The organism is Nostoc sp. UIC 10890 (genome assembly GCF_054786515.1).
In genome coordinates this window covers 1-1,506 of sequence record NZ_JBSGKF010000143.1, presented here as the reverse complement: position 1 = coordinate 1,506, position 1,506 = coordinate 1, and the positions used below count along the sequence as shown (strand labels likewise).

The window sequence follows — 1,506 nt, the reverse complement described above, 5'->3', positions numbered from 1 at the left end:
ATGAAGTACTTAGTCTATCACTAGAAGAAAAGCGTAAAATTCTAGCAGAATTACTCCTGCAAAAATCAAAAAAGATTAACTTTATTCCCTTGTCTTTTTCTCAGGAACGACTTTGGTTCTTGGAATATTGGGAACCCAATAGTTTTGTTTATAATTTACCAATAGCCTTTTATCTAACGGGTCATGTCAGTGTAACTGTTCTAGAACAAAGCCTGGCTAGTATTATTCAACGCCACGATGTTTTACGAACTACTTTTCCATCTGTTGATGGGCAACCTGTTCAAGTTGTAAACCCATACACAACTTTAGCTTTGTCAGTTATAGACCTCCGAGAATTTTCTTCTGAGGATCAAGATGCTGAGATTCAGTTACAAACTACCTCTCAAATTGAGCAACCCTTCGATCTAGCCACTGGCCCATTGTTTCGAGTCAAACTTTTACGGCTAGGTGAAGAGACATATTTACTCCTTATGACAATACATCACATTGTCATAGATGGTTGGTCTTACGACATTCTCTTTGGAGAAATGATAGCATTTTACGAAGCCTTCTCTGCTAACAAACCATCCTTTCTTCCTACACTAACCATCCAGTATGCAGACTTTGCCGTTTGGCAGCGTGAATGGCTACAAGGTGAAGTTTTAAAATCTCAACTGTCCTACTGGAAACAACAATTGAAAGGTAGTCCGCCCCTGCTCCCACTGCCTACTGACTATCCACGTCCACCAGTCCAAACTTACCAAGGTGATTACCAATCTCTGGAACTGTCAAAAAGTCTAACTGAAGGACTCAAAACCTTGAGTGAGCAAGAAGATGTTACTCTATTCATGACTCTGCTAGCAGCATTTCAGACATTACTCTACCGCTATTCAGAACACGAAGACATCATTATCGGTACTCCTATTGCTGGTCGTAGCCAAGTTGAAACTGAAGAGTTGATTGGATTTTTTGTCAATACTTTAGTTCTGCGAACCAACTTTGGAGGCAACCCTCCTTTCCAGAAACTGCTAGGTCGAGTACGCCAAGTCGCTTTAGGAGCTTATACTCACCAAGACGTACCCTTCGAGAAAGTAGTAGAAGAACTTAAACCAGAACGAGATTTGAGCCGTTCAGCTCTATTCCAGGTGATGTTTGTCCTTCAGAATACCCCAAGACTTGCCAAGGAGCTACCGGAGTTGACCCTAACTCCCATAGAAGTCCACAATGGGAGGTCAATGTTTGATCTAACCCTTGAACTAAAAGAGATATCAGAAGTTATTAGAGGCGGATTAGAATACAACACAGACCTATTCAAGACTGCAACTATTACTCGAATGCTGCGACATTTCCAAACATTACTCGAAGGTATCGTCGCCAACCCACAAGAGCATATTTCAAATTTACCTCTTTTCACAGCAGCTGAACGACATCAACTATTAGTAGAGTGGAATAACACCCAAGCCGATTACCCTAAAGATGCTTGCATCCATAAGTTATTTGAAGAACAAGTAGCCAAAACACCAGATG

General features: G+C 41.0%; 1 protein-coding gene. It reads left to right on the top strand.

What is annotated here, in order from left to right:
• On the top strand, positions 1-1,506 hold a 1,506-nt coding region (locus ACWATR_RS39945), incomplete at both ends, for a condensation domain-containing protein (RefSeq protein WP_460345895.1).